The 25499-nt window shown below is 70.3% G+C and carries 29 protein-coding genes and 1 pseudogene; 19 read left to right on the forward strand and 11 right to left on the reverse strand.

The features are described from left to right. Nucleotides 1-421: 421 nt before the first annotated feature. On the reverse strand, nucleotides 422-622 hold the full coding sequence (locus tag BOQ63_RS27475) for a hypothetical protein (RefSeq protein ID WP_030291246.1): 201 nt from the start codon (nucleotides 620-622) through the stop codon (nucleotides 422-424). Nucleotides 623-638: 16 nt separating this feature from the next. After that, the gene (locus BOQ63_RS27480; RefSeq protein WP_072655137.1) at nucleotides 639-827 is read right to left on the reverse strand and encodes a hypothetical protein; all 189 of its coding nucleotides are present in this window, start codon (nucleotides 825-827) and stop codon (nucleotides 639-641) included. A gap of 255 nt (nucleotides 828-1082) precedes the next feature. On the opposite strand from BOQ63_RS27480, the gene BOQ63_RS27485 reads away from it, so the two are divergent. Both BOQ63_RS27485 and BOQ63_RS27490 read left to right on the forward strand, forming a co-directional pair. Beyond that, on the forward strand, nucleotides 1083-1256 hold the full coding sequence (locus BOQ63_RS27485) for a helix-turn-helix domain-containing protein (protein WP_318299382.1): 174 nt from the start codon (nucleotides 1083-1085) through the stop codon (nucleotides 1254-1256). Between the two features lie 179 nt (nucleotides 1257-1435). Further along, the gene (locus BOQ63_RS27490) at nucleotides 1436-2302 is read left to right on the forward strand and encodes an XRE family transcriptional regulator (protein WP_223886051.1); all 867 of its coding nucleotides are present in this window, start codon (nucleotides 1436-1438) and stop codon (nucleotides 2300-2302) included. 26 nt (nucleotides 2303-2328) lie between these two features. Here BOQ63_RS27490 and BOQ63_RS27495 read toward each other — a convergent pair whose 3' ends face one another. Next, nucleotides 2329-4347 carry a prolyl oligopeptidase family serine peptidase gene (locus tag BOQ63_RS27495; protein ID WP_072655138.1) on the reverse strand — a complete coding sequence of 673 codons (2019 nt, stop codon included), beginning with the start codon at nucleotides 4345-4347 and terminating at the stop codon, nucleotides 2329-2331. Nucleotides 4348-4430: 83 nt separating this feature from the next. Further along, entirely contained in the window at nucleotides 4431-5939 is a 1509-nt protein-coding gene (locus tag BOQ63_RS27500) for a peptide MFS transporter (protein ID WP_030290976.1), read from the reverse strand. A gap of 328 nt (nucleotides 5940-6267) precedes the next feature. Between BOQ63_RS27500 and BOQ63_RS27505 the strand changes: the two genes are divergently transcribed. Together BOQ63_RS27505 and BOQ63_RS27510 are read left to right on the forward strand one after the other, a co-directional pair. After that, a complete protein-coding gene (locus BOQ63_RS27505; protein WP_030290974.1) occupies nucleotides 6268-6942 on the forward strand; it encodes a response regulator transcription factor in 675 nt (224 codons plus the stop codon). A gap of 63 nt (nucleotides 6943-7005) precedes the next feature. Next, the gene (locus BOQ63_RS27510) at nucleotides 7006-8253 is read left to right on the forward strand and encodes a sensor histidine kinase (protein WP_030290972.1); all 1248 of its coding nucleotides are present in this window, start codon (nucleotides 7006-7008) and stop codon (nucleotides 8251-8253) included. A 77-nt stretch (nucleotides 8254-8330) separates the two neighbouring features. On the opposite strand, the pseudogene BOQ63_RS27515 reads toward BOQ63_RS27510, so the two are convergent. Further along, nucleotides 8331-8630, reverse strand: a pseudogene (locus tag BOQ63_RS27515) (ester cyclase); the annotation flags it as partial. A gap of 109 nt (nucleotides 8631-8739) precedes the next feature. Next, nucleotides 8740-9318, reverse strand: coding sequence for a GtrA family protein (locus BOQ63_RS27520; RefSeq protein ID WP_072655139.1), 579 nt, complete (start codon nucleotides 9316-9318; stop codon nucleotides 8740-8742). A gap of 257 nt (nucleotides 9319-9575) precedes the next feature. Here BOQ63_RS27520 and BOQ63_RS27525 point away from each other — a divergent pair, with 257 nt between their 5' ends. The 3 genes from BOQ63_RS27525 (at nucleotide 9576) to BOQ63_RS27535 (ending at nucleotide 12524) form a co-directional block, all read left to right on the forward strand. After that, on the forward strand, nucleotides 9576-10715 hold the full coding sequence (locus BOQ63_RS27525; RefSeq protein WP_030290965.1) for a 5-(carboxyamino)imidazole ribonucleotide synthase: 1140 nt from the start codon (nucleotides 9576-9578) through the stop codon (nucleotides 10713-10715). Next, nucleotides 10712-11236: a 5-(carboxyamino)imidazole ribonucleotide mutase gene (gene purE / locus BOQ63_RS27530; protein ID WP_030290964.1), complete on the forward strand. Its 525-nt coding sequence runs from the start codon at nucleotides 10712-10714 to the stop codon at nucleotides 11234-11236. Before BOQ63_RS27525 ends, purE begins: the two co-directional genes overlap by 4 nt. 76 nt (nucleotides 11237-11312) lie before the next feature. After that, nucleotides 11313-12524, forward strand: coding sequence for a dipeptidase (locus tag BOQ63_RS27535; protein ID WP_072655140.1), 1212 nt, complete (start codon nucleotides 11313-11315; stop codon nucleotides 12522-12524). Between the two features lie 11 nt (nucleotides 12525-12535). Here the strand turns inward: BOQ63_RS27535 and BOQ63_RS27540 are convergent, their stop codons facing one another. Continuing rightward, on the reverse strand, nucleotides 12536-12781 hold the full coding sequence (locus tag BOQ63_RS27540) for a CoA-binding protein (RefSeq protein WP_078938424.1): 246 nt from the start codon (nucleotides 12779-12781) through the stop codon (nucleotides 12536-12538). 17 nt (nucleotides 12782-12798) lie between these two features. Between BOQ63_RS27540 and BOQ63_RS27545 the strand changes: the two genes are divergently transcribed. From BOQ63_RS27545 to BOQ63_RS27560, 4 genes are all read left to right on the forward strand, one after another. After that, on the forward strand, nucleotides 12799-13224 hold the full coding sequence (locus BOQ63_RS27545; protein ID WP_030290958.1) for a CoA-binding protein: 426 nt from the start codon (nucleotides 12799-12801) through the stop codon (nucleotides 13222-13224). A 336-nt stretch (nucleotides 13225-13560) separates the two neighbouring features. Then, nucleotides 13561-13830 carry a hypothetical protein gene (locus BOQ63_RS27550; RefSeq protein WP_143174783.1) on the forward strand — a complete coding sequence of 90 codons (270 nt, stop codon included), beginning with the start codon at nucleotides 13561-13563 and terminating at the stop codon, nucleotides 13828-13830. Between the two features lie 2 nt (nucleotides 13831-13832). Beyond that, the gene (locus tag BOQ63_RS27555) at nucleotides 13833-14900 is read left to right on the forward strand and encodes a putative T7SS-secreted protein (protein ID WP_143174784.1); all 1068 of its coding nucleotides are present in this window, start codon (nucleotides 13833-13835) and stop codon (nucleotides 14898-14900) included. An 8-nt stretch (nucleotides 14901-14908) separates the two neighbouring features. Further along, on the forward strand, nucleotides 14909-15289 hold the full coding sequence (locus BOQ63_RS27560) for a DUF6188 family protein (protein ID WP_141763772.1): 381 nt from the start codon (nucleotides 14909-14911) through the stop codon (nucleotides 15287-15289). Between the two features lie 445 nt (nucleotides 15290-15734). Here BOQ63_RS27560 and BOQ63_RS27565 read toward each other — a convergent pair whose 3' ends face one another. Beyond that, nucleotides 15735-17072, reverse strand: a complete 1338-nt coding sequence (locus tag BOQ63_RS27565) for a UDP-glucose dehydrogenase family protein (RefSeq protein WP_072655141.1) — start codon at nucleotides 17070-17072, stop codon at nucleotides 15735-15737. 207 nt (nucleotides 17073-17279) lie between these two features. Here BOQ63_RS27565 and BOQ63_RS27570 point away from each other — a divergent pair, with 207 nt between their 5' ends. The 4 genes from BOQ63_RS27570 (at nucleotide 17280) to BOQ63_RS27585 (ending at nucleotide 20600) form a co-directional block, all read left to right on the forward strand. After that, nucleotides 17280-18446, forward strand: coding sequence for an acyl-CoA dehydrogenase family protein (locus BOQ63_RS27570; RefSeq protein WP_046385436.1), 1167 nt, complete (start codon nucleotides 17280-17282; stop codon nucleotides 18444-18446). A 152-nt stretch (nucleotides 18447-18598) separates the two neighbouring features. Next, the gene (locus BOQ63_RS27575; protein WP_030289917.1) at nucleotides 18599-19456 is read left to right on the forward strand and encodes an oxidoreductase; all 858 of its coding nucleotides are present in this window, start codon (nucleotides 18599-18601) and stop codon (nucleotides 19454-19456) included. 56 nt (nucleotides 19457-19512) lie between these two features. After that, nucleotides 19513-20010, forward strand: coding sequence for a GNAT family N-acetyltransferase (locus BOQ63_RS27580; RefSeq protein WP_072655142.1), 498 nt, complete (start codon nucleotides 19513-19515; stop codon nucleotides 20008-20010). A 140-nt stretch (nucleotides 20011-20150) separates the two neighbouring features. Beyond that, nucleotides 20151-20600 carry a MarR family winged helix-turn-helix transcriptional regulator gene (locus BOQ63_RS27585; RefSeq protein ID WP_030289922.1) on the forward strand — a complete coding sequence of 150 codons (450 nt, stop codon included), beginning with the start codon at nucleotides 20151-20153 and terminating at the stop codon, nucleotides 20598-20600. Between the two features lie 6 nt (nucleotides 20601-20606). Here BOQ63_RS27585 and BOQ63_RS27590 read toward each other — a convergent pair whose 3' ends face one another. Further along, the gene (locus BOQ63_RS27590; protein WP_030289923.1) at nucleotides 20607-20978 is read right to left on the reverse strand and encodes a MerR family transcriptional regulator; all 372 of its coding nucleotides are present in this window, start codon (nucleotides 20976-20978) and stop codon (nucleotides 20607-20609) included. A gap of 229 nt (nucleotides 20979-21207) precedes the next feature. Between BOQ63_RS27590 and BOQ63_RS27595 the strand changes: the two genes are divergently transcribed. Together BOQ63_RS27595 and BOQ63_RS27600 are read left to right on the forward strand one after the other, a co-directional pair. Beyond that, nucleotides 21208-21702 carry a peptidylprolyl isomerase gene (locus BOQ63_RS27595; RefSeq protein WP_030289924.1) on the forward strand — a complete coding sequence of 165 codons (495 nt, stop codon included), beginning with the start codon at nucleotides 21208-21210 and terminating at the stop codon, nucleotides 21700-21702. A 140-nt stretch (nucleotides 21703-21842) separates the two neighbouring features. After that, the gene (locus BOQ63_RS27600; protein WP_051747264.1) at nucleotides 21843-22646 is read left to right on the forward strand and encodes an arylamine N-acetyltransferase family protein; all 804 of its coding nucleotides are present in this window, start codon (nucleotides 21843-21845) and stop codon (nucleotides 22644-22646) included. 15 nt (nucleotides 22647-22661) lie between these two features. On the opposite strand, the gene BOQ63_RS27605 is transcribed toward BOQ63_RS27600, so the two are convergent. Together BOQ63_RS27605 and BOQ63_RS27610 are read right to left on the reverse strand one after the other, a co-directional pair. Then, complete coding sequence (locus tag BOQ63_RS27605; protein ID WP_050366748.1) at nucleotides 22662-23129, reverse strand: LbetaH domain-containing protein; 468 nt, start codon at nucleotides 23127-23129, stop codon at nucleotides 22662-22664. A 38-nt stretch (nucleotides 23130-23167) separates the two neighbouring features. Further along, nucleotides 23168-24379: an LCP family protein gene (locus tag BOQ63_RS27610; RefSeq protein WP_150476145.1), complete on the reverse strand. Its 1212-nt coding sequence runs from the start codon at nucleotides 24377-24379 to the stop codon at nucleotides 23168-23170. Between the two features lie 179 nt (nucleotides 24380-24558). On the opposite strand from BOQ63_RS27610, the gene BOQ63_RS27615 reads away from it, so the two are divergent. Beyond that, nucleotides 24559-24636, forward strand: coding sequence for a putative leader peptide (locus BOQ63_RS27615; RefSeq protein ID WP_355212135.1), 78 nt, complete (start codon nucleotides 24559-24561; stop codon nucleotides 24634-24636). An 80-nt stretch (nucleotides 24637-24716) separates the two neighbouring features. Then, nucleotides 24717-25271 carry an NADPH-dependent FMN reductase gene (gene ssuE, locus BOQ63_RS27620; RefSeq protein WP_072655143.1) on the forward strand — a complete coding sequence of 185 codons (555 nt, stop codon included), beginning with the start codon at nucleotides 24717-24719 and terminating at the stop codon, nucleotides 25269-25271. The last annotated feature ends 228 nt before the right edge of the window (nucleotides 25272-25499 follow it).

Genomic DNA, 25499 nt, shown 5'->3' on the forward strand with positions numbered 1-25499 from the left:
CCCGGATCAGGGCTACGCACCGGCCTCAAGTTCCGCATCCACCCCCTCGCCGCCGCCATCGCCCACGACCAGCTCGCTCGCCTGGACGGCTACCTCGCAGGCCAGGCGGACGTCGCGCGCTACCTGACCGGACAGCTGGTCCGGATACCGGGCCTGGGGGTCACCGAAGTGCCCGAAGGAGTCGTCCCTTCCTGGTACGGGTTGACGCTCACGTCGATGGCATCGCGGCTCCCTGATCGCGGGCACCATCCGGGCGGAAGTCTGGCGATGGTTCCACCGTCGGGTACCGGGGCAGCCTCGGCGGGTGCTGCCGTCCTCGCAGCACCCTCGCTGCGAGGACGCGTGTACACCAGCGCTGGCCATGGACTTCGTGAGCGGCCCGCTCCCCGCATGCAGGGAGCGGGCCGCTTCGGTGTGCCGATCAGCCGAAGGGCAGGACCTGGGTGCTGCCACCGGCCAGGATGCGCTGGTATTCACTCCCGCCGCTGAGTGAGCGGTAGTTGAGCACCGGATCGCCCGCCCGTACGAGGGTGGTCGCACATCCGAGGCACCAGGGCTGTGGCGGCTGCACGTCGAGATCCTCGATCACCGCAGGAGCGGAGCACTGCGTGCAGTCCGCCATCGCGTCCTCCCCGGGGTCAGGCCCAGGTGGAGCCGGACGTGGTGCAGCCCCATCGGCCGTCCATGGTCTGGTATGTGGCGCCCGATCCGCAGACCGGGCAGGTGCGGGCGCTCGGCTCATAGACCCGCTCCAGCAGGGTACTGGGCGTCGAGGTGGTGGTGGGCTCGATCTCGGTGACGGGCTTGTCGAGCAGGACGGTAGTCATGGCGTCTGCCCTCCGGATGAAGTGACAGAGATGCGCCGGCCGGGCATCACCCAGGGAACTCGGCTGTGGTCCAGATGTGGATGCTGTCGGGGTGCTCCCGCACGCCGTGTGCGTGCTCCGCACACCTCGTGCGCACCCCGCCTGGGGATGGCGTCCTGTCGATACGGTTGCCACTCCACGCAGTCGAAGGGCGACACCGTGTCACGTCAACGCCAACTTGGGGTGCTCATCAGGGCCGCTCGGTGTGCACGGCGGATGACTCAGGCCCAGCTGGGCCGCGCGTGTGGCTACTCGGCGTCGGCGATCAGCCGGGTCGAGGCGGGCGCGCTCCGGCCAACCGAGCAGGCGCTGCTGCGAATTGCCAGGCGTTGGACCTGCCGCTTGACGCCATTGGCCTGGGTCGACCGGCTATGCTGGCACAGGATGTGACCCCGGATCAGGAGGACGCCATACTCCGCAGGCAGCTGCTCGTGGCTGGCATGGCGGCAGCTGGGGCGTCCAAGCTTTCATCCGCCTCCGCTGCTGCCGCGCGCCCGGATGCACCAGCCCGGATCGTTGGGGCCCTGTAGGAGCCCGAACCCTCTGAACCCACGTCGTTGCGGCAGCTCATGGCATCGCTGACATCGGCGCGCGCGCAGTTCACGGCGGCCCGCTACCGACAGCTCGGCGACTTCCCGCCCGGCTTGCTGGGCTCGGCGCAGGCGACCCGCGAGGCCCTGTCCGGCCGGTCCCGTGAGGAGGCCCATGGGTGTGTGGCCCGTGCCTGGGTGCTGGCGACGGAACTCGCGTTGAAGGCTCACTCCGACGTCGCGTGGCCGGCAGCGGACCGGGCTCTGGCTGCGGCCCAGGCCAGCGGCGATCCGGTGGTGCACGGGGAGGCGGCTCGGGTTCTGGCGATCACGATGCGACGTTCAGGACGCCCGGCCGCCGCCGTCGATCTCCTGCGTCGCACCGCTGACTCGCTCTCCCAGGACCGAAACGACGTGTCTTGGGCTGTGGCGGCGACCCTGCTGATGACGTCCGCCTACACGGCTGCGTGCGGGCAGCGCCGAAGCGACGCCCTCGACCTCATGTCGGGCGCGGCGGATGCGGTCGGCCGGGTGATCAGCGCCAGGTTCCGGCCGAGCACCCCGCTGTTTACCGTCGACGCCACCAGCACGCAGGTTGACCTGTACTGGATTGGCGTACACACGGCGCTGGGCACCCCCGACGAGGGGGTGCCGTACGCGGCGCGGATCGCGCCGGGACAGCTGCCGACCACCGAGCGCCGGGCCCGGTACGGCACAGACTGCGCGCGCATGTGGCACCATCTCGGCGACCACCGCAAGACGTTCGCGTCGCTGCGGTTCACCGAGCAGGTCGCCCCGGAGGAGGTGCGTCGGCTGGCTCTGCGGGCTCTCACAGCGGACCTGCTGTACGCGCCGGTCACCGTGGCCGGCGTGCGGGAGTTTGCCGCGCGCACAGGCGTCTCATAGGGGGGCGGGCCCGGGAGGGCCTTCGGTCATGAGAGGCCCAAGGACCGCCGCAGGAACGTCAGTTCGTGCCGGAGCAGGTTTGCCAGCACGGCCTCGTCGGTCGGGCGGTGACCGGTTGCCCGCAGGGGCAGGACGTCGTGGGGGCGGCCGGCGGCGACCAAAGCACTGGAGAGCCGCAGGGTGTGGGCGGGGTAGACGTTGTCGTCGGCCAGGCCCTGGATCAGCAGCAGCGGGCGGCTCAGGTTCGGCGCCTCGGCGATGAGGGAGCCGCCGTCGTAGTGCTCGGGGTACTGGTCGGGGTGGCCGAGGAAGCGTTCCTGCCAGTGGGTGTCGTAGAGGCGCCAGTCGGTGGGCGTGGCCCCGGCCGAGGCGGCGTGGAAGACGTCCGGCCGCCTCAGCACCGCGAGGGCGGCCAGGTAGCCGCCGAAGGACCAGCCGCGGATGCCGACCCGGTCGAGGTCGAGCAGTCCGGGCCGCAGCCGGGCCGTCTCCCGCAGGCCGTCGATCTGGTCCTCCAGCGGGGGCCCGGCCTTGTCACCCCAGACCGTCTTGTCCCACTGCGGCCCGCGGCCGGGGGTGCCTCGTCCGTCTATGACCAGCACCGCGAAACCCTGGTCGGCGAACCACTGCGACACCTGCTCGTGCCAGACGCCGCCGGTGGTGACCTTCTGCATCGCGGGCCCGGCGTACGGGTCGAGCAGTACGGGCAGCGGGCCGTCGCCGGGGCGATACCCGGTGGGCAGGTAGAGCGCGGCGCGCAGTTCGCGAGGGCCGAGGCGGAGCAGCTCGGGGCGGGCGGTGACGACGGGCGGTTCGGCGTACGAGGTGAGGGCGAGCGGCGGGCGGCCCTCCCGGAGCACGGTGGAACGGACACCCCCGGACCGAGTGGTGAGCACCAGCGTGCCGCCGCGCCGTACCCCGTCGTGCAGGCCCGGGCCGTCGCTCAACTGCTGCAGGCCGAGATCGGGCCGGTAGACCCACAGGTGCGTCTCCGTAGGTTCCTCGGAGGCGGTGAACAGCACCTCCTCGCCCTCCGTCCCGACCACCGCCCGCAGCTGCAGCCCCTCCGGCGTGACGGGTTTGCCGTCGACGGTGAGCCGCCGGGTGCCGCCGTCATCGGTGGTGTCGACCAGCGCCCCGCCCGCCGTCCGGGCCGGAAGGCCGGGGACCAGCTCGATCCAGTGCGGGTCCGTCCGCTCGGCGAGCAGCCGGGTGGCGCCGTCCGGCTCGATCGCGAGCGTACGCACCGTGCGCTGGTCGCGGCTCTGCACGGCGGCGTACGGGCCGTGGCCGTCCCAGCCGGCGGCGGTGAGGTACTCGAACGCGTCGCGGTCCCAGCGCACCTCGACCCGACTGCCGTCGAGGCCGATCAGCCAGAGCGAGACGTCGGCGTTGGCGGTGCCGGCGAGCGGGTAGCGGATGGCGCGCGGCGGCTGCTGTGGGTCTGCCGGGTCGGCGAGGAAGAGCCGGGTGACGGCGCGCTCGTCGACCCGGGCGACCAGGAGCGCGGCGCCGTCGGGGGACCACCAGTAGCCGCGGTCGCGGTACATCTCCCCGGTGGCGACGTACTCGGCGAGGCCGTACGAGACGTCCTCGGCCTCGGGCTCGGCCAGCAGCCGGTCGCCCGTGCCGTCCGCGCCGACCACCCGCAGGGCGCCGCCGCTGACGTAGGCGATCGTGCGGCCGGTCGGGTCGAGCCGTACCTCCTGGGGCCGCCCGGCGGAGGGGATCGGGCGCACGTCACCCGTGACGGTGTCGACCAGCCACAGCCCGCCGTCCAGCGTGAAGACCGCGAGGGAGCCAGTGGCGTCGGTGCTGTACGAGGCGATGCCGGTGGCGGACCCGAGCACGCCCGGGTCGGCGAGCAGCCGCTCCTCACCGGTCGCGCCGTCCAGCGCCCACAGGCAGACGAGCGGGTCGGTGCCGCCCCGGCTGCGCAGGAACAGCACGGTGGCGCCGTCGGCGGAGGGCTCCGGCTGGGTGGGGACCCCCAGGGTGAACCGTCTGGTGCGGGCAAGTTGCTGCGGAAACGAGTCGGTGGCCATGCGGGCACCGTAGGCGGAAAACGGCCGGGGCCGCCGTGGATCTCAGGAATCCACGGCGGCCCCGGAGCTTCACCGGGCGGACGTCAGTGCACGTCGCCCATGAGCTTGACGACCTTCTTGCGGTACATCGCCAGCGCGACACCCGCGAGGATCGCCATGACGCCCTGCACCGCGAAGTACGCGGTCCCGCCGACGATCTTGTCGCCCAGCACCAGCTGGAAGATGGCGGCGACGCAGTCACCCGCGGTGACGGCGAGGAACCAGACGCCCATCATCTGGCTGGCGTACTTGGTCGGCGCCAGCTTGGTGGTGACGGACAGGCCGACCGGGGAGAGGGTGAGCTCACCGACGGTCTGGACCAGGTAGACCATGGCCAGCCACAGCGGGGTGACCTTGGTGTCGCCGGAGGCGGAGGCCATCGCCAGCATCATGACGATGAAGGAGGCGCCGATCATCAGCAGACCGAAGGCGAACTTCATGGTGGTGCTGGGGTTCTTCGACCGGCGGGCCAGCGCGACCCAGATCCAGGCGAAGACCGGGGCCAGCGCCATGATGTACAGCGGGTTGAGCGACTGGAACCAGCTGGACGGGAAGTTGAGCCCGAACAGCGTGGACGCGGTGTGCTCGTCGGCGAAGATGTTCAGCGTCGAGCCGGACTGGTCGTAGATCATCCAGAACACGGCGGCGGCGACGAAGAACCAGATGTAGCCGCTCATCTTGGACTGCTCGTTGGCGTCGAGGTCCTTGTCGCGCTTCACCTTGGTGAAGACCAGGACCGGGATCGCCAGGCCCGCGATGGACAGCGGCCAGATCGCCCAGTTGATGGTGAAGTGGCCGGTAGCGGCGACGACGCCGTAGAAGACGGCGGCGATGGCCAGCCAGATGCCCGCCTTGGTGAAGATCTTCCGCTTCTCGTCCGGGGTGATCGGCGAGGTGACGACGTTGCTCTTCGGGCTCAGGTGGCGGGTGCCCAGCAGGAACTGGCCCAGGCCGAGGGCCATGCCGACACCGGCGAGGGCGAAGCCCAGGTGCCAGCTGACGCTCTGGCCGACGGTGCCGATGACCAGCGGGGCCGCGAAGGCACCGAGGTTGATGCCCATGTAGAAGACGGTGAAGCCACCGTCGCGGCGCGGGTCGTTCGGGCCGTCGTAGAGGTGGCCGACCATCGTCGAGATGTTGGCCTTGAGCAGGCCGGAGCCGACCGCGATGAAGGCGAGGCCGACGAAGAACGACGCGCTGAAGGGGACCGCCAGCAGGAAGTGGCCGATCATGATGATCGTGCCGCCGACCGCGACGGTCTTGCGAGCGCCGAGGAAGCGGTCCGCGATCCAGCCGCCCGGGAGGGCGAGCAGGTAGACCATGGCCGTGTAAACGCTGTACACGGCGGCGGCGACGGCCGTCTTCATGGCCAGGCCGCCGTCCGCGACGGAGGCGGTCATGTAGAGCACCAGCAGGGCGCGCATGCCGTAGTAGCTGAAGCGCTCCCACATCTCGCTCATGAAGAGAGTGGCGAGTCCCCGGGGGTGGCCGAGGAAGGTCTTGCCGCCAGGAGTGGCCGACGTGACGCCGGTGTCCAGGGTCGTAGACGCCATGAGTAGTGGTTCCTTGCCTGATCGCGTCCGCCTAGGGGGGTGGCGGCGGACGAACTTCAACCACTGTACGTGGCGATATTTGGCGTTATCAGATGACAAAAGCCACGCATTAGGTATGGGAATGGCAAAGTTCCAGGAAGATCTGCCCGATTGATCGATGGTAGACCGGCATGTCCTCCTTCGGTTTCAAGATCCAATCGGGGATTCTTCGCCGAACGACCGGTTGGTGTCACCCTGTTGGTCCATTGGGAAGCCTTGTATAACGATCACGCTCTGTGAACTACCTCACAGGGCGTACGGCCTTACCCGAGCGGACTACCATCACCACATGACCTGTGTGCTGCTCGCCGAGGACGATCCGGCGATCTCCGAACCGCTCGCCCGGGCCCTGCGACGGGAGGGCTACGAGGTGCTCGTCCGCGAGGACGGTCCGACCGCACTCGCCGCCGGCCTCACCGAGGAGGTCGACCTCGTCGTCCTGGACCTCGGCCTGCCCGAGATGGACGGTCTGGAGGTCTGCCGCCGCCTGCGCGCCGACGGCAAGAGCTGCCCCGTGCTGGTGCTGACCGCCCGCGCCGACGAGGTGGACACCGTGGTCGGCCTGGACGCCGGCGCCGACGACTACGTCACCAAGCCCTTCCGCCTGGCCGAGCTGCTCGCCCGAGTCCGGGCCCTGCTCCGGCGCGGCAACGTCGACCAGCTCACCACCGGTGCGCACGGGGTGAAGATCGACATCGAGTCCCACCGTGCCTGGCTCGGCGAGGAGGAGCTGACCCTCTCCGCCAAGGAGTTCGAGCTGCTGCGCGTCCTGGTCCGCGACGCCGGCCGGGTCGTCACCCGCGAGGAGATCATGCGGCAGGTCTGGGACACCACCTGGTGGACCTCGACCAAGACCCTGGACATGCACATCTCCTGGCTCCGCAAGAAGCTCGGCGACGACGCGGCGAACCCGCGCTACATCGCCACCGTGCGCGGGGTGGGCTTCCGGTTCGAGAAGAATTAACCCCGCACGGAGATCGTGGCCGGGCGGCGGCCGATGAAGCGGAAGACCTCGGGGAGCAGCAGCGTGAAACGCCGGATGATCAACTCGCTGCTGATCGTCGTCCTGGTGGTCGTCGTGGTGTTCTGCGTGCCGCTCGCCCTGGTCGAGAAGCGGACCATCGTCAGCTCGGCCCAGGACCGGGTGGACGCCACCGCCGTCCGGGTGCTCGCCCTGGTGGAGAGCCGGCTCGCCGCGGGTGAGGGCGTCAAGGAAGGCCGGGTCTTCGAGAGCCAGGTCACCGAGGGCAGCTACGTCGAGGTGCAGATCCCCGGCCAGCCGGTGCTCTCGGCCGGCGACCGCCCGGCCGGGAACCACCTGCTGAGGGCCGCCGAGCACGGCACCAGCGGCGAGATCGTCACCGTCGAGCAGTCCCGCGAGGACGTCGACCACGAGATCGCCAACAACCTCCTGCTGCTCGGCGTGGTCGCCCTGCTGGCCGTCCAGGCCGCCGTGGCGCTCGCCGTCTGGCAGGCCAAACGGCTCGCCCGGCCGCTCACCGAACTCGCCGAGACCGCCGAACGGCTCGGCTCCGGCGACCCCCGCCCGCGCGACCGCCGCTACGGGGTGCCCGAGCTGGACCGGATCGCCGAAGTGCTGGACACCAGCGCCGAGCGGATCGCCCGGATGCTCACCGCCGAACGCCGGCTCGCCGCCGACGCCTCGCACCAGCTGCGCACCCCGCTCACCGCGCTGTCGATGCGGCTGGAGGAGATCACCGCCCTGGCCGAGGAGCCGGAGACCGTCAAGGAGGAGGCGACCATCGCCCTTCAGCAGGTCGAGCGGCTCACCGACGTCGTCCAGCGGCTGCTCACCACCCAGCGCGACCCGCGCAGCCCCACCGCCGTCGCCTTCGACCTGGACGAGGTGATCAAGCAGCAGGTGGAGGAATGGGGCCCGACGCTGCGCGAGCAGGGCCGGGTGCTGTCCCTGGAGGGCCTGCACGGGGTCACCGCGGTCGGCACCCCGGGGACGGTGGCCCAGGTGCTGGCCACCCTGATCGAGAACTCGCTGATGCACGGCGCCGGGACGATCACCCTGCGGGTGCGGCCCTCCGGTACCTCGGTGGTGGTCGAGGTGCAGGACCAGGGCGCCGGGGTGCCGGCCGACCTGGGCAACCGGGTGTTCGAGCGCGCGGTCAGCGGCCGCAACTCCACCGGGATCGGGCTGGCCGTCGCCCGCGACCTGGCGGAGGCGGACGGCGGTCGGCTGGAGCTGCTCTCGCTGAAGCCCGCGGTGTTCGCGCTCTTCCTCGGCCGCAGCCACCAGGACTGATCAGCGGGCCTGACCGATCAGGGAGCCCTGGCCGGTGAGGAGCCCTGACCGGTAAGGAGCCTGATCGATCAGGAGCCCTGGCCGAGCTGCATGTCGCGGACCACGTCGAGGTCGGTGAAGGTGGGCGGCGCGTCGCAGAGTGCCACCATCTCGCGGAAGATCCGGTCGGTCTGGGGAAGCCTGGAGTTGCGCATCGCCTCCTCGTAGGAGGGGAACTCCACGATCTCCACCACGTGCCTGCTGTCGGAGCGGTCGGTGCCGACCACCGCGTGCGAAGCGGTCCGGGTGCCGTTGGTGGCCTCGACCCAGCTGTCCATGAGCTGGTTGAGGTCGTCGAGCCGGTCGGTCCTGCAGTCGATGATCTGGACGAACGCCATGGCGCGCCTCCTGGGCCCCCTCGGCCTCGATCGTCCACGGGCCGTGCTCGCCCTCGGTCACCACTGTCCTCTCGCGGAGGCGGGCCGGGCAAGGGGGGCGGGGAGGGGCCTACTCGGCCTTGGCGTAGCGGATCTGCTCGGTGACCAGCATCAGCTCGGCCTGGGCGGCCAGTTCCTGGCCGTCGGCGGCATGGGCGGCATGGGCGGCATCGGCGGTGGAGGCGACGGCGGCCGGCTCGGGCTCGGGGAGCGCGGTGAACACCCAGGTGCGGTAGGAGACGAAGCGGAACACGGTGGCCACGGCGAGGCCGATCACCTTGGCACCCAGCTGCTCGTAGTGCGAGTCCAGGTGGAGCACGTAGACCGTGAAGGCCAGCACGCCGGTCTCGATCAGCATGCCGATGCCGCTGAACACCAGGAACAGCGTGATCTCCCGCTTGCGGGAGGCGGCGTCGCGGTCCCGGTACAGCCAGTAGCGGTAGCCGAGGTAGTTGGTGGCGATCGCGATCACCGTCGCCGCGATGTTGGACCGCAGCGAGGCCAAGCCCAGACCGTTGATGCAGACCCAGAAGACGGCGAAGTTGATGACCACGCCACTCAGGCCGACGATGCCGAACTTCACTACCTCGCCCGTGAGCCCGCGCAGTTTCTGCACGAGCGGGGGTTTCGAAGCTGCGGTCGTCGCCATACCGGGTGGCCTCCATGTACCTGCGGGAAAAAGGGCGTCCCACTGGGCCGGGGACACCCCTTGAGCCCTGCGTGCACGCACATGATCCGACCGCGCGGACGAGGACCTAGCCGTCCAGGCTACCCGCTCCCACCGAACGGCTCAGCCGTCCGGGTGCGGGGTTGACATCTACGCGCGTCCACTACTCACGGCCCCACCGCGGCTCCGAGGCCCCCCACCGGCCCGGATATCCTGGCGGGGTGACTTCCCCGGGCAACATGAATTTTCCAGTGGTGGGCATGATCGGTGGCGGGCAGCTGGCCCGCATGGCGCACCAGGCGGGGATCCCGCTCGGGATCCGGTTCAAGCTCCTCGCCGACACCCCCCAGGACTCCGCCGCACAGGTGGTGTCCGACGTCGTCCTCGGTGACTACCGCGACCTCGACACCCTGCGCCGCTTCGCGGCCGGGTGCGACGTCATCACCTTTGACCACGAGCACGTCCCCACCGAGCACCTGCGGGCCCTGGAGGCCGACGGCATCGCCGTCCGCCCCGGCCCGGAGGCGCTGGTCAACGCCCAGGACAAGGGCGTGATGCGGGCCAAGCTCGACTCCATCGGGGTGCCCTGCCCCCGGCACCGGATCGTCGCCGACCCGGCCGACGTCACCGCCTTCGCCGACGAGGGCACCGGCTACCCGGTCGTGCTGAAGACCGTCCGCGGCGGCTACGACGGCAAGGGCGTCTGGGTCGTCGACGACGAGCAGGAGGCGCAGGCCCCGTTCCTGGCCGGCGTCCCGGTGCTGGCCGAGGAGAAGGTCGACTTCGTCCGCGAGCTGGCCGCCAACGTGGTCCGCTCGCCCAGCGGCCAGGCCGTCGCCTACCCGGTCGTCGAGAGCGTCCAGGAGAACGGCGTCTGCGCCGAGGTCACCGCCCCAGCGCCGGACCTCGACCCCGCCCTCTCCGACGAGGCCCAGCAGCTCGCCCTGCGGATCGCCGGCGACCTCGGCATCGTCGGCCACCTGGCCGTCGAGCTGTTCCAGACCCGGGACGGCCGGATCCTGGTCAACGAGCTCGCCATGCGCCCGCACAACTCCGGGCACTGGACCCAGGACGGCGCCGTCACCTCGCAGTTCGAGAACCACCTGCGGGCCGTCCTCGACCTCCCGCTCGGCGACCCCCGGCCGCGCGCCAGGTGGACCGTCATGGTCAACGTCCTCGGCGGCGACTACCCGGACATGTACCACGCCTTCCTGCACTGCATGGCCCGCGACCCCGGGCTGCGGATCCACATGTACGGGAAGGACGTGAAGCCCGGCCGCAAGGTCGGCCACGTCAACGTCTTCGGGGACGACCTCGACGACGTCCGCGAGCGCGCCCGCCATGCGGCCGCCTACCTGCGAGGAACGATCACCGAATGACGAACCCTGTCGTTGGCATCGTGATGGGCTCGGACTCCGACTGGCCGGTCATGGAGGCCGCCGCCCAGGCCCTGGACGAGTTCGAGATCGCGTACGAGGTGGACGTCGTCTCCGCCCACCGGATGCCCCGCGAGATGGTCGCGTACGGCGAGAACGCCCACCGGCGCGGCCTGAAGGCGATCATCGCGGGCGCCGGCGGCGCGGCCCACCTGCCGGGCATGCTGGCCTCCGTCACCCCGCTGCCGGTCATCGGCGTGCCGGTGCCGCTGCGCTACCTGGACGGCATGGACAGCCTGCTGTCGATCGTCCAGATGCCGGCCGGCGTCCCGGTCGCGACCGTCTCGGTGGCCGGCGCGCGCAACGCGGGCCTGCTCGCGGTGCGGATGCTCGCCGCCTTCGACGCCGAACTCACCGAGAAGATGGCCGACTTCCAGGCCGAGCTGAACAACCAGGCCACCGAGAAGGGCAAGAAGCTCCGGGCCAAGGTGGCCGGCTCCTCGTCCTTCGGCTTCGGCAAGTAGGACTGCGCAAGCAGGACTGCGGCAAGCAAGGCTTCGACGAGCAAGAGCCGCCGACCCGTGGGGTAGAACAGCCCGTATGACTTCTCAGACGGACTCCGCCACCCCGCTGGCCGCCGCCCGGGCCCTGCTGCGCACCGCCCCCGTGGTGGACGGTCACAACGACCTCCCCTGGGCGATGCGCGAGCAGGCCGGGTACGACCTCGGCGCGCTCGACCTCGCCGCCGACCAGAGCGACCGCCTGCACACCGACCTCGCCCGCCTCGCGGAGGGCGGGGTCGGCGCGCAGTTCTGGTCCGTCTACGTCCCCGCCTCGCTGGCCGGCGACCACGCGGTCTCCGCCACCCTGGAGCAGATCGACTTCGTCCACGCGCTGGTCGAGCGCTACCCGGACCGGCTGCGCCTCGCCCGTACCGCCGCCGACATGGAGGCCGCTCGCGCCGAGGGCCGGATCGCCTCGCTGATGGGCGCCGAGGGCGGCCACTCGATCGACTGCTCGCTGGCCACCCTGCGCGCCCTGTACGAGCTGGGCGTCCGCTACCTGACGCTCACCCACAACGACAACGTGCCGTGGGCCGACTCCGCGACCGACGGGCCGGTGGCCGGCGGGCTGACCCGCTTCGGCGAGGAGGTCGTCCGGGAGATGAACCGGCTCGGCATGCTGGTCGACCTCTCGCACGTCTCCGCCGACACCATGCGGGACGCCCTGCGGGTCACCGAGGCGCCGGTGGTCTTCTCGCACTCCTCGTCCCGCACGGTCTGCGACCACCCGCGCAACATCCCGGACGACGTGCTCGCCCAGCTGCCCGCCAACGGCGGAGTGGCGATGGCGACCTTCGTCCCGAAGTTCATCCTGCCCGCCGCCATCGAGTGGACCCGGGCCGCCGACGAGAACATGCGCGCCCACGGCTTCGACCCGCTGGACACCACCCCGCCGGCCATGGAGCGCCAGCGCGCCTTCGAGGCCGCCAACCCGCGCCCGATCGCCACCCCGGCCACCGTCGCCGACCACCTCGACCACATGCGCGAGGTCGCGGGCATCGACCACATCGGGATCGGCGGCGACTTCGACGGCACCGCCTTCCTGCCGGACGGCCTCGACTCGGTGGCCGGATACCCCAACCTGGTCGCCGAACTCCTCGGCCGCCACTGGTCGGAGGCCGACCTGTCCAAGCTGACCTGGCACAACGCCGTCCGCGTCCTGCACGACGCCGAGTCGGTCGCCACCTCCCTGCGGGCGAGCCGCCGGCCCTCCATCGCCACCATCGCCCAGCTGGACGGCGACGCCTGAGGCCTGACGGCTCAGCCCAGCCGCGGGATCTCGATGGCCGGGCACCTGTCCATCACCATCGAGACCCCCGCGGCCCGGGTCCGCCCGTACGCGGCCTCGTCGACGACCCCGAGCTGGAACCAGACAGCCTTCGCCCCGACCGCCACCGCCTGGTCGGCCACCTCCCCGGCCAGCGAACTGTTCACGAACACGTCCACCACGTCGGGAATGGCCGGGTGAGCAGTGGCGCTGGCGTGAGGTGAGTTCTCGGTACTCAGCTGCGAGGAGGCAGGGCATGTACGGCGACCCGGAGACGGTCCGGAAGATCCTCACCGAGCTGGGTGACACCTGGGCCGTCGTGGGCCTCTCGTCCAACCAGCGACGGGCGGCCTACGGCGTGGCCGAGGTCCTGCAGCGCTTCGGCAAGCGCATCGTGCCGGTGCACCCGAAGGCAGAGACGGTCCACGGCGAGAAGGGGTACGCGTCCCTCGCGGACATCCCGTTCGAGGTCGACGTCGTGGACGTCTTCGTCCGGTCCGACCTCGCCGGTGACGTCGCGGATGAAGCGGCCACCATCGGCGCCAAGGCCGTCTGGTTCCAGCTGGGCGTGATCGACGGGGCGGCGTACGAGCGGACGCAGGCCGCGGGGCTTGCCATGGTGATGGACAAGTGCCCCGCCATCGAGATCCCCCGGTTGGGCCTGGCTCGCCAACGCCGTTAGATCTTGCGAGCCTCGGGAGGTTTGGCGGCAGCGCTCCGACTGGCAAGCCTCCTGATCTCAATCAGGTGCACTTCGATACCGGAGCTTGTGGCCGGGAGCGGCGGAAGGGCCCGATGTGGCGCTCAGGTGCTGGCGGTGTCACTCGACCTGCTGCAGCCACGACAGCTCTGAGATCGTGGTCGGCAGATGTGTTATCGAACCCGAACGCAGAGTCCTTGTCGTGTGGATGAGCCGATGATTTGATGAGTCGGATCGTTCGATCGGCCAGACACGGGGGTGGAGATGGCTGAAGGGTATCGGGTTGACCTCCATGCGTTACGGGAGGCAGCCGCAGGCGTGAACGGCACGATCGGCAAGGCTGCCAAGCAGCGCGTGAGTGATATCCCGCATGACGAGTCGGCGATTGGCAATCATGAACTGGCCGGTACGCTAGGTGATTTTCTCAGCCGATGGCAGCGCGGTGTCGATAATCTCACGAAGGACGGCCAGGAGATTTCGGCAAGGCTATCGGCCAGCGTGAAAGCCTATAGTGATGCGGAACAGGCGGCGCATGGCGATCTCAACGGAATCCTGCAGAAGAGCGGGACTGATCCGGGGGTTAAGTAGCCGTGGCAGATCTCGGGCAAACGAACGATCCGAAGGCGCTGATACCCGGGGATAGCGGATCGATAGCCCATACTGAGTCGGCGCTCCGAGAGTACGGCGATTTCCTTCATATCGCTGGCGAGGGCCTCAGTCGCATCAACACCAGTGATGGGTGGAGCGGAGAAGCTGCTGACGCTTTCCACAAAGTATTCCACGGCCAACCCGGGAAATGGCTGCAAGCAGGCGATGCATTCCACGATGCGGCTGGGGCTCTGGGTAGCTATGCATCCACTCTGGACTGGGCGCAGGGCGAGGCGGCTGACGCTCTAAGATTATGGAGCGCCGGCGAAGCGAACCAGCAGGCTGCTCGCGACAAGCTGGCGAATGCCCGGAACCAACTCGCCGGGGCCGCCGGTACCGCTGCCGCCATCATAGGTAAGGCGCGCGACCTAGCTCCTCCGAAGCCGGGGTTCTGGTCGCAGCTGGGCGACGACATCGGTGATTTCTTCTCCGATGCCGGAGATTTCGCCAAGGACCTCGGCGAGACAGTGGTGAGCGACCTGGCCTCGGTCGGCAATGCCATGGTGCACGATCCCGGGTCGGTTGCCGAGATGGCCGGAGGTCTTGCACTGACCACGCTCGGTGTCGGCGGCGAGGTGCTCGGCGTCGCACTGGATGCCACCGGAGTCGGTGCCGTCATTGGAGTGCCCGCGAACGTGGTTTCGGCGGGGGCCATCGCAACTGGTGTCGGCTTGATGGGTATGGGTGCGTCGAACATCGCCGAGGATGCGGCTGGCCCGGACCGCGTCAACATGAACTCCGACAGCGGTGGCGGCGGTGGCGGTGGGGTTCCGCGATCCTACAAGTCAAACGAGGGTGCCATCGGCCAGGAACTGGGCTATTCTCGGAAAGACATCAAGCTTGCAATTCACGCAGTAAAAAACAAGCCAGGATGGCGCGGTATCGGCGGCAACAAGAACCCGGACGTTGTCGTTGATACGAGTACCGGGGAAGTCTACCCGAAACTTCCCGATGGAAGCCCGGCTGATGACAGTATCGGGAATGTCTTTGACTACCTGCCAGAGGAATAGCGGCGCACATGTCGAATGAAATTAGTGAACTTGCTGATCGGTGGATCCTCCCGCTGCGGGGCCATCGTGTGGTGGATATCGCCTGGGGTGATGAGCTTCGTTTCCTGCTTGAGCCATCCGGCGAGGTTGTCGTTGGCTGCGGGGCCCTGTGGACAGAAGGCCCGGTGACGGCTCCAGGAGCCCGCCCCACGGCACTCGATCAGTGTGACAAAGGACGGGTTCAGCAGACCACGGGTGCAAGCGTCCTGTCGGCTGTCGGCTTCAAGAGCGGTGCGCTGCGTGTGGTGTTCAGCAACGGGTGGCACCTGAATGTGAAGTCTGAAGGGCCGTTCGTTCCCGCATCGGTGAGATCAGGTGACACTGTCATGTGGGAGCGCGCTCGTCCCTGAGCGGTCTGGAATCATAAGAGGCAAGTGAGAGCCCTTGGCCTCGACGTTTCGGGGCGGACCCTGGGTTCATCCGGCGACCCGTTCCAGCATCGCGTCCAGTGACGGACAGTCCGGTCGAACCTCCGCGAAGGTGCCGTGGCCCCGACCGACAGTAACAACTTGGGCTCTCTCTCCTCGGGTAGGAGAGAGAGCCCAAGGTATTTCCGTCATCGGTCAGGCTGTGAGGAGTTCGCGTGCCCGGTCGTTGAAGTCGGCTACGAGGGCGTGGCGGCCGAACGGGGATCTCGCGGACCGTCGCTTCGTCGCCGTAGTTCGTCATGCCGGTCCCAACCGTGCGCGCCGGAGGGCGATTCCCGGCTCAGAGAGGAGCTTCGTATACGGTTCGAACGCGTTCGACGGAGTCTGCGTCCGGGCGGGCCGGCGGGTCGGGGCCCTGGGGCCGGGATCAGCTGGGGCGGCCGAGGGCGCGGTAGGTCCAGCCGGCGGCGCGCCAGGCTTCGGCGTCGAGGACGTTGCGGCCGTCGAGCAGGCGGCGTTCGGCGACGACGGCGCCGAGCTCGGCCGGGTCCAGCTCGCGGAACTCGGCCCACTCGGTGAGGTGGAGGACGACGTGGGCGCCCTCGGCGGCCTCCAGGGCGGAGTCGGCGTAGGCCAGGGACGGGAACATCTTGCGGGCGTTGTCCATGGCCTTCGGGTCGTAGACGGTGACCTGGGCGCCCTGGAGCTGGATCTGCGCGGCCACGTTGAGGGCGGGGGAGTCCCGGATGTCGTCCGAGTTGGGCTTGAAGGCGGCGCCGAGGACGGCGATCCGGCGGCCCAGGAAGCCGCCGCCGCACTGCTCGCGGGCCAGCTCGACCATCCGCGAGCGGCGCCGCATGTTGATCGAGTCGACCTCGCGCAGGAAGGTCAGCGCCTGGTCGGCGCCGAGCTCGCCGGCCCGGGCCATGAACGCCCGGATGTCCTTGGGCAGGCAGCCGCCGCCGAAGCCGAGGCCGGAGTTGAGGAACTTGCGGCCGATCCGCTCGTCGTGCCCGAGCGCGGTGGAGAGCAGGGTGACGTCCGCGCCGGCGGCCTCGCAGACCTCGGCCATCGCGTTGATGAAGGAGATCTTGGTGGCCAGGAAGGAGTTGGCGGCGGCCTTCACCAGCTCGGCCGTCGCGTAGTCGGTGACCAGGAACGGCACCCCGGCGGCGATCGGGTCCGCGTACACCTCGCGCAGCAGCTGCTCGGCCCGCTCGCTCTGGGCGCCGACCACGATCCGGTCCGGGCGCAGGGTGTCCTGGACGGCGAAGCCCTCGCGCAGGAACTCCGGGTTCCAGGCGAGTTCGGCGGCCTCGCCGACCGGCGCCAGCGCGGCCAGCCGCTCGGCCAGCCGGGCCGCCGAGCCGACCGGCACGGTGGACTTGCCGACCACCAGGGCCGGGCGGGTCAGGTGCGGCGCGAGGTCGTCGATCGCGGTGTCCACGTACGACATGTCGGCGGCGAACTCGCCCTTGCGCTGCGGGGTGTTGACGCAGATGAAGTGGACGTCGCCGAACTCGGCGGCCTCCTTGGCGGAGGTGGTGAAGCGCAGCCGCCCGGTCGAGCCCTCGTGGCCGGCCACGTGCTTGAGCAGCAGTTCGGACAGGCCCGGCTCGTACATCGGCACCCGGCCGGCGGTGAGCATGGCGATCTTGTCGGGGTCGATGTCCAGGCCCAGCACCTCGAAGCCGAACTCGGCCATCGCGGCGGCATGCGTGGCGCCGAGGTAGCCGGTGCCGATCACGGAGATGCGGAGGGTCACGGGTTCCCCTTAGTGCGGGTTCGACCAGTAGAGGGTGCCCCTGATGCTATCCGCCCGAGCCGGGTGGGCACCGTTCGCCCGCACGCCGAGGACGCTAGGCAGCCGCAGGTCGGAGCCCTAGGATCTCTACTGAACGGTAGTTAACCGCGATTCGACTCGGATCGGACGTCGTCCGGACGTCGGTCACTGGACCACGAGGCAGGCATCATGGCGGGCAGCGCAGGGGCGGCTGACTTCGATCTCTTCCGTATCTCCGAGGAGCACGAGATGCTCCGTGAGGCGGTGCGTTCGCTGGCCGAGGCGAAGATCGCTCCGTTCGCGGCGGAGGTGGACGAGCAGGGGCGTTTCCCGCAGGAGGCGTTGGACGCGCTGCGGGGCAACGATCTGCACGCGGTGCACGTGCCGGAGGTGTACGGCGGTGCGGGGGCGGACGCGCTGGCGACGGTGATCGTGATCGAGGAGGTCGCGCGGGTGTGCGGCTCGTCGTCGTTGATCCCGGCGGTGAACAAGCTGGGGTCGCTGCCGGTGCAGTTGTCGGGTTCGGAGGAGTTGAAGGCGAAGTACCTGGGGGCGCTGGCGCGGGGTGAGGGGATGTTCTCGTACTGCCTGTCGGAGCCGGAGGCGGGCAGTGACGCGGCGGGGATGAAGACCCGGGCGGTGCGTGACGGTGACTTCTGGGTGCTGAACGGTGTGAAGCGGTGGATCACCAACGCGGGGGTGTCGGAGTTCTACACGGTGATGGCGGTGACGGATCCTTCGATGCGTTCGAAGGGGATCTCGGCGTTCGTGGTGGAGAAGGGCGACGAGGGTGTGTCGTTCGGTGCTCCGGAGAAGAAGCTGGGGATCAAGGGTTCGCCGACGCGTGAGGTGTACTTCGACAACGTGCGGATTCCGGCGGACCGGATGATCGGTGCCGAGGGGAGCGGGTTCCAGACGGCGATGAGGACGTTGGACCACACCCGGGTGACGATCGCGGCGCAGGCGGTGGGGATCGCGCAGGGTGCTCTGGACTACGCGAAGGGCTACGTGCGGGAGCGCAAGCAGTTCGGGAAGGCGATCGCGGAGTTCCAGGGGATCCAGTTCATGCTGGCGGACATGGCGATGAAGCTGGAGGCCGCGCGGCAGATGACGTACGTGGCGGCGGCGAAGTCGCAGCGCGGGGACGCGGATCTGACGTTCTTCGGTGCGGCGGCGAAGTGCTTCGCGTCGGACGTGGCGATGGAGGTGACCACGGACGCGGTGCAGTTGCTGGGTGGTTACGGTTACACGCGGGACTACCCGGTGGAGCGGATGATGCGGGACGCGAAGATCACCCAGATCTACGAGGGCACCAACCAGGTCCAGCGGATCGTCATGGCCCGCAACCTGCCGTAACGGCGCCCCCCTCGAACTCTCGCAGCCCCTGGCCGGTTCCGATCGGCCGGGGGCTGCGGCGTTTCCGGACGGGGCTGATCGCAGGGTTCGACGGATGTCGTATAAATGATCGTCAACTTCCTTGCGATGCAGTCGAGTACGGAGGAACCCAGATGACCGCCCAGGAGACCACCGGCAAGGTCTGGCTGATCACCGGCGCCAACTCCGGCTTCGGCCAGGCGATCGCCGAAGCCGCGCTGGCGGCCGGTGACACCGTCGTCGCGGCCGCCCGCCGCCCCGAGACCCTGGCGGAGCTGGCCGCCGCCCACCCGGACCGGGTGTTCCCGGTGCGGCTGGACGTCACCGACCAGGAGCGGATCCCCACCGTGGTCGCGGAGACCGTGCAGCGGCACGGCCGGATCGACGTCCTGGTGAACAACGCCGGCCGCGGCCTGATCGGCGCCGTGGAGGAGTCCACCGACCGCGAGCTGCGGGACCTCATGGACCTGCACTTCTTCGGCCCGGCCGCGCTCACCCGCGCCGTACTGCCGCACATGCGGGCCCGGGGCACGGGCGCCGTGGTGCAGATGAGCAGCATGGGCGGCCGCTTCTCCTTCCCCGGTGTGGGCGCCTACTCGGCCACCAAGTTCGCGCTGGAGGGCCTGTCCGAGGCGCTGGCGCCGGAGGTGGCCGGCTTCGGGATCAAGGTGCTGATCGTCGAGCCGGGCGCCTTCCGGACCGGTTTCGCGGGCGGCGGCGCGCTCGCCCACAGCGCCCCGATCGACGCGTACGAGCCGGTGGTCGGCCCGGTCCGCACCGGGCTGCCGGACTCCGACGGCAAGCAGCCGGGCGACCCGGTGAAGGCCGCCGAGGCGATCCTGGCCGCGCTGGCCGCGGAAAAGACCCCGCTGCGGCTCGCGCTCGGCTCCGACGCCGTGGACGCCGTCCTGGGCAACCTGGACGGTGCGCGCCAGGAGGCCGAGGCCTGGGCGGCGGTCGGCCGCGGAACCGACTACCCGGCCGGGTCGTGACCCCGGGCCGGTAATCCGGGCGACGGCGGGCGGCCGTGGTCCCTAGGCTGCCCGCCGTGCCTTCTGACCTCAGTCCATCTGATCTCAGTCCTTCGGACCTCAGCCTCGCCGTGCTCACCCCCGACAACATCGACGCCGCCCTCGCTCTGCGGGTACGCCCCGACCAGGAGGGTCTGGTCGCGCCGGTGGCGAAGTCGCTGGCCGAGGCGTACGTGCACGGGGAGACGGCCTGGCCCCGGCTGGTCCTGGACGGCGGGCGGCCGGTCGGCTTCGTGATGGCCTTCTTCGACGTCCGCTTCGACCCGGAGCACCCCGACGACCGGCCCCGCTCCGGCCTCTGGCGCCTGCTGGTCGACGCCGAGCGGCAGCGCGGCGGCTACGGGCGCTTCGCCGTCGAACAGGTCTGCGCGGAGATCCGCCGCCGTGGCGGCTCCCGCACGACCGTCACCTACCACCCCGGTCCGGACGGGCCCGCCGGGTTCTACGCCCGACTGGGCTTCCGCCCGACCGGCGAGCTGAGCGGCGGCCAGGAGGTGGCGGAGCTGGAGCTGTAGCGGGGGCGGCCGGAGAGGCGGCTCAGTCGATCAGCGCGGCCGCCTGCTCCTGGGCCTTGGTCGTCCTGGCCGGCCGCGGCCCGGGCGGGTGCCTCCGGGCACTGTGTGCACACGCACGCACTCTCGGTACGATGAACGGCATGGACCGCGCCGATCTCTCCCTGGGCCCGCTCTCGGAGCAGGACCACGCCTTCTACGGGCTGGTCTGGGCCGGCACCACCCTGGCCGCCCGGGTGGACCGGGAGCTGGCCCGGGTGCACGGGCTCCCGCTGTCCTGGTTCGAGGTGATGCTCTGGCTGAACTACCAGCAGGAGCCGGTGGCAGCCTCCGACCTCGGCGCCAAGACCATGCTCAGCCGCAGCCAGGTCTCCCGGGTGGTGGACGCCCTGGCCGGGCGCGGCCTGGTCTCCCGTACGCCCTCGGCCTCGGACGCGCGCTCGGTGCGGATCGAGCTGACCGGGCAGGGCCGCGCCCTGTTCGCCGAGGCCGACGCGACCCGACGGGCCGCCCTGGCCCCGGTGTTCACCGACCGGCTGGACGCGGCGGACATCGCGGCGCTGGAGGCGGTCTGGCGCAAGCTCAGGGCCTGAGAGCCCCTAAGCCGCCGACGGCCGCCCGGTGGCGCCGGCGATCACCTCGTCCAGCACCTCGCGCGAGCGCAGCAGGTCGGTGATCATCCGGTCGATCCGGTCGCGCTCCGAGGTGAGCTCCTCGACCAGCAGCGGGGTGGCGGTCTCGCTCGGGCCGCCGTCGGAGTCCCGCATGCAAGGGAGGATCTTGTAGATGGTGCGACTGTGCAGCCCGGCGGCGAACAGCTCCTGGATGTGCACCACCCGGTCCACCGCCATCTCCGGGTACTCCCGGTGGCCGCCGGCGGTGCGCCGGGCGACCAGCAGTCCCTGCTGCTCGTAGTACCGCAGCGAGCGCTCGCTCACGCCCGTGCGCCGGGCCAGTTCACCGATCCGCATGCCGTCCACCCCGCCGTCCATCCGCCGTTCCGACCGAAGGCTTGAACCTGACATCGATGTTAGCTTCTACCGTTCGGGCCTGACGGCGAACGCCGACGGGCTCATGGGCGGCGGGGGCGCCGAGGGCTGCGCCGACCAACCCGACGCCCGCCGGATAACACGCCGACGTCACCAGCGGGAGAGCCGGGGGTGGCGCGCGACGCCGGGCAGCTCATGCCATGATCCCTGCATGGGTTCCAACGTTTTCTTCGACATCACCATCAACGACGAGCCGGCCGGCCGCATCGTCTTCAAGCTGTTCGACGACGTCGTTCCGAAGACCGCCCGCAACTTCCGCGAGCTGGCCACCGGCCAGAACGGCTTCGGCTACGAGGGCTCCGGCTTCCACCGCGTGATCCCCGCCTTCATGCTGCAGGGCGGTGACTTCACCAACCACAACGGCACCGGTGGCAAGAGCATCTACGGCGAGAAGTTCGCGGACGAGAACTTCCAGCTCAAGCACGACCGCCCGGGCCTGCTGTCGATGGCCAACGCCGGCCGCAACACCAACGGCTCGCAGTTCTTCATCACCACCATCGTCACCGACTGGCTGGACGGCAAGCACGTCGTCTTCGGCGAGGTCGTCGAGGGCATGGACATCGTGAAGAAGATCGAGGGCCTCGGCTCGCAGAGCGGCCGCACCTCGGCCGCCATCAAGATCGCCAAGTCCGGCGTGGTCGAGTAATCACCGCGTCCACCGGTACGCGTACCGCCCCGGAGTGGGAAGTCGGCCCGGCCGACTTCCCACTCCGGGGCGGTGTCGTTCCCGTGTCCTAGGTCGAAGGACCGATGGCCCGCCGCTCCGGCCCGGGGTGGAATGGGCGGATGGATCATGAGCAGGCGTACGAGGGGCTGACCACCGCCGCCCGGGCGGCGTACCTGGACCGGATCGGCGTCGCGGACCCGGGGGCGCCCTCGGCCGGCGGTCTGGCCCGACTGCAGCGGGCGCACCTGCGGACGGTCCCCTTCGAGAACCTGAGCATCCACCTCGGCGAGCCCGTGGTGCTGGAGCCGGCGGCGCTGGTGGCGAAGGTGGTGGACCGGCGGCGCGGCGGGTTCTGCTACGAACTCAACGGTGCCTTCGCCGAGTTGCTGCGGTCACTGGGCTACCGGGTGAGCCTGCTGGCCGCCCGGGTCTTCCAGGGGGAGCGGCCGGGGCCGCCGTTCGACCACCTGGCGCTGCGGGTCGACCTGGACGAGCCCTGGCTGGCCGACGTGGGCTTCGGCCGGTTCAGCGAGCTGCCGCTGCGTCTCGACGGACGCGGCGAACAGGCCGACCCCCAGGGCGTGTTCACCGTCCGCCCGTACGGCGAGCACGGCGAGCTGGACGTCCTGATGGACGGCGAGCCGCAGTACCGGCTGGACCAACGGCCTTACCCGCTGGCCGATTTCGGCCCGACCTGCTGGTGGCAGACCAGCTCGCCGCAGTCCCACTTCACCCGCTCGACCACCTGCTCGCTGCCCACCCCGGACGGCGGCCGGACCACCCTCAGTGGCACCCGGCTGATCCGCACCGCCCCCGACGGCGGTCGCGCCGAGGAGCAACTCACCGACGCCGCTGCGCTGTCCGCCTACCGGGAGCACTTCGGGATCGCGCTCGACCGGCTGCCGTCCCCGCCGTCGGTCTGACCCTCCGTCGCCGCGTCAGGCCGAAGCCGCGACCGGGGGTGCCCAGTCCCGCTCCCGCATCCCCACCTTGCGCGCGGGCACCCCGGCCCAGACCTCGCCAGGCCCGGTCGAGCGGGTGAGCACGGCGTTGGCGCCCACCACGGTGCCCGCCCCGACGGTCAGCACGCCCTCCTTGCACACCACCTTGGCGCCCGCGCACAGCACCGCGCCGTCCTCGACCACCACCCGCCGCATCGCGCTGCGTTCCTGCGGCACCCACGGGTCGGCCCGGCCGATGGTCACGCCGTTGTAGAGCGTCACGTCCGCCCCGAGCGTGGTGTACGGGTGCAGGACGGTGCCGAAGCCGCGGTGGAACACGGTGAGGCCGGGCCCGATCTCGCAGGCGGCCGGCACCTCCATGCCGTAGAGCGCGAGCGCCTCCTGGACCAGGCGGCCCAGGAGGCGGTGGCGTCGGCGGTAGACGAGTGCGGTGACGAGTGACATCCACCCATTGTGGCCGGGTGGTCACCAGGCGTGTCCGGTTACTTGAAGTCCGGCACCGCGGTGTCGTTCTTGAAGGCGTCGAAGACCTGCTTGGACTTGTTGGTGTCCCACAGCACCGCCGACTCGCCGGTCTTGGTCCGGTAGTCCGCGTTGCCGATCGGGATGGTGAGCGTCTTGCCGCCGCCGCCGTTGACGTCCTTCATGGCGAGGAAGAGCGAACCCAGGTCGGTCAGTCCGCAGTCGTCGTCGACGATCAGGGTACCGAGCGCCGAGTCCACCAGCGGGTAGAAGGTGAACGGGTTGAGCACGGTGCCCGGCGAGGCCGCCTGGTGGGCGAGGGCGCCGAGGAACTTCTGCTGGTTGCGCATCCGGCCGAGGTCCTGGTCGGCCATCTGGTGGCGCTGGCGGACGAAGGCCAGGGCCTGGGTGCCGTTGAGGGTCTGGTCGCCGGCCTTGAGGTCGAGGCCGGAGTCCTTGTCCTTGATGTCCTGGTCTATGTGCATCTGGACGCCGCCGACGGAGTCGACGATGCCCGCGAACCCGGCGAAGCCGATCTCGGCGTAGTGGTCGATGTGGATGCCGGTGTTCAGCTCGACGGTCTGCACCAGGAGCCGGCCGTTGCCGGTGGCGAAGGCCGAGTTGATCTTCGAGGCGGTGGCCTTGACGGTCTTGCCGCTGCTCGCCTTGTACTCGGGAATCGGCACCCAGGAGTCACGCGGGATGCTCATCAGCGTGTTCCCGTGGTCCCCGATGTGCAGGATCATCATCGAGTCGCTGCGCTTGCCCTCGACGTCGTGGCCGGTGTGCATGGTGTCCATCTGGGACTCGCTGAGGCCCTCGCGGCTGTCGGAACCGACGATCAGCCAGTTGGTGCCCTTGCCGGCGGCCGGGCGGCCCGGGTAGTCGGCCAGCACGTTCTCGTGGTTGAGCTTGGAGTCCGCCCAGAACCAGGTGGAGACGGCGGTCACCATGACGGCGATCAGCACGCCGAAGACCGTCCACTTCACGATCCGCCGCCGCGGCCAGCGCCCGGCCCGCGCACCGGCCGGCCCGGCACCGCCGGGGCCGCCGGGAACGGTCTGCGGCGGGACGCCGCCGAGGCGGGACGGCCCCGGCTGTCGCGGAGCGGGCGCCCCCGGCCCGCGCGGGTTCAGCCCGGCCGGCAGCGGCGGCTCGGCCGCCGCACCGCCGCCGTTGCCTCCGTACGGGTTCCCGCCGCCGCCCGGGCGGCCCTCCTGCCACGTGTTCATGCCGTCGAGGATGCCCGACCCCGGTACTGCTGACTCCCCCCGGGGTCCCCGCCAGGCCTCTTGTAGCAGTTTTGATGCACGTACCGGATCGTTCCGGCGTGAAACGCGCCCGTCACCCGCGTTCCGAGCGCCGAAACGATTCTTGACCGCTTCGAACGCAGCGTGTTTGCATTCCAGGCATGGACCAGGGGCGGGCACTCACGCGTCGGCGGCACGTCGACCTGCAGCGTGTGTCCGGTTCCCTCTGTCGCGGCTGAAGCGCACCCGCCACCCCCACCGCAGCAGCCGAGCAGCGGCCGCTGCGAAGCGACCCCGCTTCCAGCCAGAGGTGAACCCCATGGCCACCGTCCTGTCCGTATCCGGCTCCCCGTCCGCCACCTCCCGCACCACCCGGCTGCTGCGCCACGTCGACGCCCGCCTGGTGGACCGCGGCCACCACGTCATCCCGTTCGAGGCCCGCAGCCTGCCCGCGCACGCGCTCCTCTCCGGCGACTTCGAGCACCCGGAGATCGCCGCCGTCACCGAGCTGTTCGCCCGCGCCGACGGCGTCGTCATCGGCACTCCCGTCTACAAGGCCGCCTACTCCGGCCTGCTCAAGGCCCTGCTCGACGTGCTCCCGCAGTACGCCCTGGCCGGCAAGGCCGTCCTGCCGCTGGCCACCGGCGGCTCGCCCGCGCACGTCCTCGCCGTGGACTACGCGCTGCGCCCGGTGCTCAGCTCGATGGGCGCCGGCCACATCACCCAGGGCTGGTTCGTGCTCGACCGCCACATCACCGCCGCGGAGGACGGCACGACCCTCGTCGAGTGCGCGACCGACGCCCAGCTCGTCCCCGTCGTGGCGGGCTTCGCCGACGCCCTCGAACGCCTGGCCGCACCCGTCCTGACCGGCTGACCTGCCGCCCGCCCGACCCCGTACGGGGCGACCCCGAGACGGCCCGCGGCACCCCCTAGGGGGAGGGGGTGCCGCACCCGTAGAACCTTGGTTGCACCGCTTCATTCCGACGGAGGACGAGCCTCCTGACGACGACTCCTAACGTGGTTCTCACGCCCCCGCCCCTCCGAGGGCGACCCGGTTCCATCGGGTCCGCCACCCGACCTCGTCGGGAGGGTGGGGGCCAAC

Origin of the sequence: Streptomyces viridifaciens (assembly GCF_001888885.2) — a bacterium.
In the GTDB taxonomy this organism is placed as follows: domain Bacteria; phylum Actinomycetota; class Actinomycetes; order Streptomycetales; family Streptomycetaceae; genus Kitasatospora; species Kitasatospora aureofaciens.

Bases quoted from the DNA above. Each gene is read 5' to 3' on its own strand.
- BOQ63_RS27475 (WP_030291246.1), bottom strand. From the start codon at position 622: ATGGCGGACTGCACGCAGTGCTCCGCTCCTGCGGTGATCGAGGATCTC.
- BOQ63_RS27480 (WP_072655137.1), bottom strand. From the start codon at position 827: ATGACTACCGTCCTGCTCGACAAGCCCGTCACCGAGATCGAGCCCACC.
- BOQ63_RS27485 (WP_318299382.1), top strand. From the start codon at position 1,083: ATGACTCAGGCCCAGCTGGGCCGCGCGTGTGGCTACTCGGCGTCGGCG.
- BOQ63_RS27490 (WP_223886051.1), top strand. From the start codon at position 1,436: ATGGCATCGCTGACATCGGCGCGCGCGCAGTTCACGGCGGCCCGCTAC.
- BOQ63_RS27495 (WP_072655138.1), bottom strand. From the start codon at position 4,347: ATGGCCACCGACTCGTTTCCGCAGCAACTTGCCCGCACCAGACGGTTC.
- BOQ63_RS27500 (WP_030290976.1), bottom strand. From the start codon at position 5,939: ATGGCGTCTACGACCCTGGACACCGGCGTCACGTCGGCCACTCCTGGC.
- BOQ63_RS27505 (WP_030290974.1), top strand. From the start codon at position 6,268: ATGACCTGTGTGCTGCTCGCCGAGGACGATCCGGCGATCTCCGAACCG.
- BOQ63_RS27520 (WP_072655139.1), bottom strand. From the start codon at position 9,318: ATGGCGACGACCGCAGCTTCGAAACCCCCGCTCGTGCAGAAACTGCGC.
- BOQ63_RS27525 (WP_030290965.1), top strand. From the start codon at position 9,576: ATGAATTTTCCAGTGGTGGGCATGATCGGTGGCGGGCAGCTGGCCCGC.
- purE (WP_030290964.1), top strand. From the start codon at position 10,712: ATGACGAACCCTGTCGTTGGCATCGTGATGGGCTCGGACTCCGACTGG.
- BOQ63_RS27535 (WP_072655140.1), top strand. From the start codon at position 11,313: ATGACTTCTCAGACGGACTCCGCCACCCCGCTGGCCGCCGCCCGGGCC.
- BOQ63_RS27545 (WP_030290958.1), top strand. From the start codon at position 12,799: ATGTACGGCGACCCGGAGACGGTCCGGAAGATCCTCACCGAGCTGGGT.
- BOQ63_RS27560 (WP_141763772.1), top strand. From the start codon at position 14,909: ATGTCGAATGAAATTAGTGAACTTGCTGATCGGTGGATCCTCCCGCTG.
- BOQ63_RS27570 (WP_046385436.1), top strand. From the start codon at position 17,280: ATGGCGGGCAGCGCAGGGGCGGCTGACTTCGATCTCTTCCGTATCTCC.
- BOQ63_RS27575 (WP_030289917.1), top strand. From the start codon at position 18,599: ATGACCGCCCAGGAGACCACCGGCAAGGTCTGGCTGATCACCGGCGCC.
- BOQ63_RS27585 (WP_030289922.1), top strand. From the start codon at position 20,151: ATGGACCGCGCCGATCTCTCCCTGGGCCCGCTCTCGGAGCAGGACCAC.
- BOQ63_RS27590 (WP_030289923.1), bottom strand. From the start codon at position 20,978: ATGCGGATCGGTGAACTGGCCCGGCGCACGGGCGTGAGCGAGCGCTCG.
- BOQ63_RS27595 (WP_030289924.1), top strand. From the start codon at position 21,208: ATGGGTTCCAACGTTTTCTTCGACATCACCATCAACGACGAGCCGGCC.
- BOQ63_RS27600 (WP_051747264.1), top strand. From the start codon at position 21,843: ATGGATCATGAGCAGGCGTACGAGGGGCTGACCACCGCCGCCCGGGCG.
- BOQ63_RS27605 (WP_050366748.1), bottom strand. From the start codon at position 23,129: ATGTCACTCGTCACCGCACTCGTCTACCGCCGACGCCACCGCCTCCTG.
- BOQ63_RS27610 (WP_150476145.1), bottom strand. From the start codon at position 24,379: ATGAACACGTGGCAGGAGGGCCGCCCGGGCGGCGGCGGGAACCCGTAC.
- BOQ63_RS27615 (WP_355212135.1), top strand. From the start codon at position 24,559: ATGGACCAGGGGCGGGCACTCACGCGTCGGCGGCACGTCGACCTGCAG.
- ssuE (WP_072655143.1), top strand. From the start codon at position 24,717: ATGGCCACCGTCCTGTCCGTATCCGGCTCCCCGTCCGCCACCTCCCGC.